Source organism: Lysinibacillus sp. (genome assembly GCF_032093475.1).
In the GTDB taxonomy this organism is placed as follows: domain Bacteria; phylum Bacillota; class Bacilli; order Bacillales_A; family Planococcaceae; genus Lysinibacillus; species Lysinibacillus irui.
In genome coordinates this window covers 1-2,461 of sequence record NZ_DAMDAY010000057.1, presented here as the reverse complement: position 1 = coordinate 2,461, position 2,461 = coordinate 1, and the positions used below count along the sequence as shown (strand labels likewise).

2 protein-coding genes are annotated in these 2,461 nt (G+C 30.6%); both read right to left on the bottom strand.

Annotation, left to right across the window (positions count from 1 at the left end):
* Positions 1-187: 187 nt before the first annotated feature.
* The gene (locus RT445_RS13000) at positions 188-814 is read right to left on the bottom strand and encodes an Imm43 family immunity protein (protein ID WP_274793669.1); all 627 of its coding nucleotides are present in this window, start codon (positions 812-814) and stop codon (positions 188-190) included.
* A gap of 88 nt (positions 815-902) precedes the next feature.
* On the bottom strand, positions 903-1,580 hold the full coding sequence (locus RT445_RS12995; protein WP_483869406.1) for an RHS repeat-associated core domain-containing protein: 678 nt from the start codon (positions 1,578-1,580) through the stop codon (positions 903-905).
* Positions 1,581-2,461: the final 881 nt, after the last annotated feature.

Genomic DNA, 2,461 nt, shown 5'->3' with positions numbered 1-2,461 from the left:
AACAAATTCATTCTTCTCCCCTTTACTCTACAATAAAAATCTATTTATATAAAAAAAATATGTAAAGAAAGAGCTTAAGACAATTTCTTTACATATGTGTTTAATAACTTTAAATCAAGCTAACGCTAAGATAATACTGTTAATTTTAATTCTATGAGGTATTAACAAGGTTCAAAGATTTTATTAATTATACGATCGATTGTAGATAGTTAGGCACTAACTCTAACTCCATAAATTGAATCCCTTTAAGATTGCCTTTTTCACATAATGATTTAAATTTTTCTGAACCAAACAAGTATCTTCCCAGTTTTAAATCGTTTAATTGAAATAAATCAAGATCAGTGTCTTTTAACACCAACCTTATATACTTATCAACGAAACTTCCATCAACTTTTAATTTTGCATTACTTGGAACTTCTCTTGTAAGATACTCAGATTTATCATAATCAACTAATGCATGTCTTTTAATACATTTAATAAAGCAAAATGAGTCTTTTACTTTTGGTTTACCTTTTGTACTCACAACATGTAAATTAGCTATAACATAATCCTGTAATACATTTATTTGATCCATTGAAGATAAAAATTTTTCAGAGATTATATGACCGAAGAAATTTTCGTAGTAGTCAAATTGAATTTTGCTTCTCGTTATTAACCATAGTTCTTTAGGAAACTCCATTTGTTCAATAAATGGTCGGTTCCAATTATAGCTCATTCCTTCTTCATATTTGTCTTCATTAAAACTTTCGTGCAAAACCCCATCTAAATAGATGGGAGAAGCAGCATTATTATTGACTAACATAAAATATTTCATAAAATTACCCCAATCGTTTACAAGTTGGATATTTTCTTAATGGTACGTAATCTTTACTAAAATGCCCTGTTTGAAGTTGATTTTTAAGTTACATTTGTAATTTACGAATTTGTTTTCTAGCCTGTTTTTCATCTATTAAATTATTATCAAATTCTGCATATATATTGCCTACTCTGTTCATCACATTACTATTATAAGCACTATGAGAAGTATTATGGATAAAATCAAATATACTACCTTTTAAAGTATCAGGATTACTAGGAATCATCATACCATTGAAAGCTTCATCTCTTAAACCACCCATACCAATATCATTGAAGAAAGTTTGATATTGTTTCCACACATTTGTCGGAATTACATGATGCGCCTGATGTCCAGCTGTCTTACTTCCGCCCTTTTTTAAGTTAGCTGCTAGGATTTGACTCGGTGCTCTCGATAAACCAAATATATCAATCCATGTATTCGGATCACTGACATACCCATAAAGCGTAGGATTTCCACCCGCAAGTCCAATCGGGTCAATTTGAGTATAATTCCCTTGCACTGGGTCATAGTATCGGAATCTGTTATAATACAATCCAATTTCTACATCATCATACTGACCTTGATATCTAAATGGAATAAAGTCTTTCTCACCTGTAACTTCTTTCACTCGTCCATAAACATCAAGTTCAGCTGTCCAAACCCTATTCCCTTTTTCATCATAGGCTTCAACAGGCGTTCCGAGATAATCAGTAATAATACTGTAATGACCTTCACTCGTAATCTTTGCAGAAGGGACGAAGCTATCATTGAATACCCATGTAACTAGATTATCTGCTATAGCAGTACAACTTCAATAAAAAAACATATGTAAAGAAAATGCTTACGACAACTTCTTCACATATGTTGCGACAACTTAATTAAGGCAGTAATAAGTGGTACTTCCCTCTTTGACAAACATTACTCCTTTTATCTTTTCTTCTTTACATGCTTTCTTTCATTCTTACAATATGATGCCCTTCTAAAGAATGGGGAACATATTTTATAGCAGTAGTTTGATTGGTCCGGCTGGTAAGGTTTTTAATAATGTCTATACTCGATTTCTCGATATCTAAACAAGGTACTAGATTTAATATATTTATGACAAAAAACAATTCATTCATTTCACCAGTGTTTGTAGACGTTATTACTGAAGAAATCCACTGAAATCATCCTAATTGCTCAATCATCTATTATTTAATGTTACTACTTTACCTGTTGCAGGATCGATTGTATATGAAATAAAAACTCATTAGGATTGATTCTACCGAGACTAATATCTTTGGCAACCTCAAGTATTGGCCTACCAACAATTGGTCATTAACTTGGCTTATTTAACAAAAAAATTTTTTACGCTTTTTGTAGGTTTCCTTAACTACAAGATAAACGGAGTTGCATTTTCGACTTTTTGTAATTTAACCTCTTATATCCTTAAAGTTAAATTAGTTATCTTAGTGTAAAAACAATCAAAGCCATTGAAATTTTATCGTAGTAAAATTTCAACGGCTAATTAGCTTTCAGAAGATAGTTTCTTCATAACTTCCTATAATTACCTAGCTATGAAGTTAAATTATTATAAATTTGTATCAAACTTCCCAATATAATGTAATTCATTATAAAGTTTAT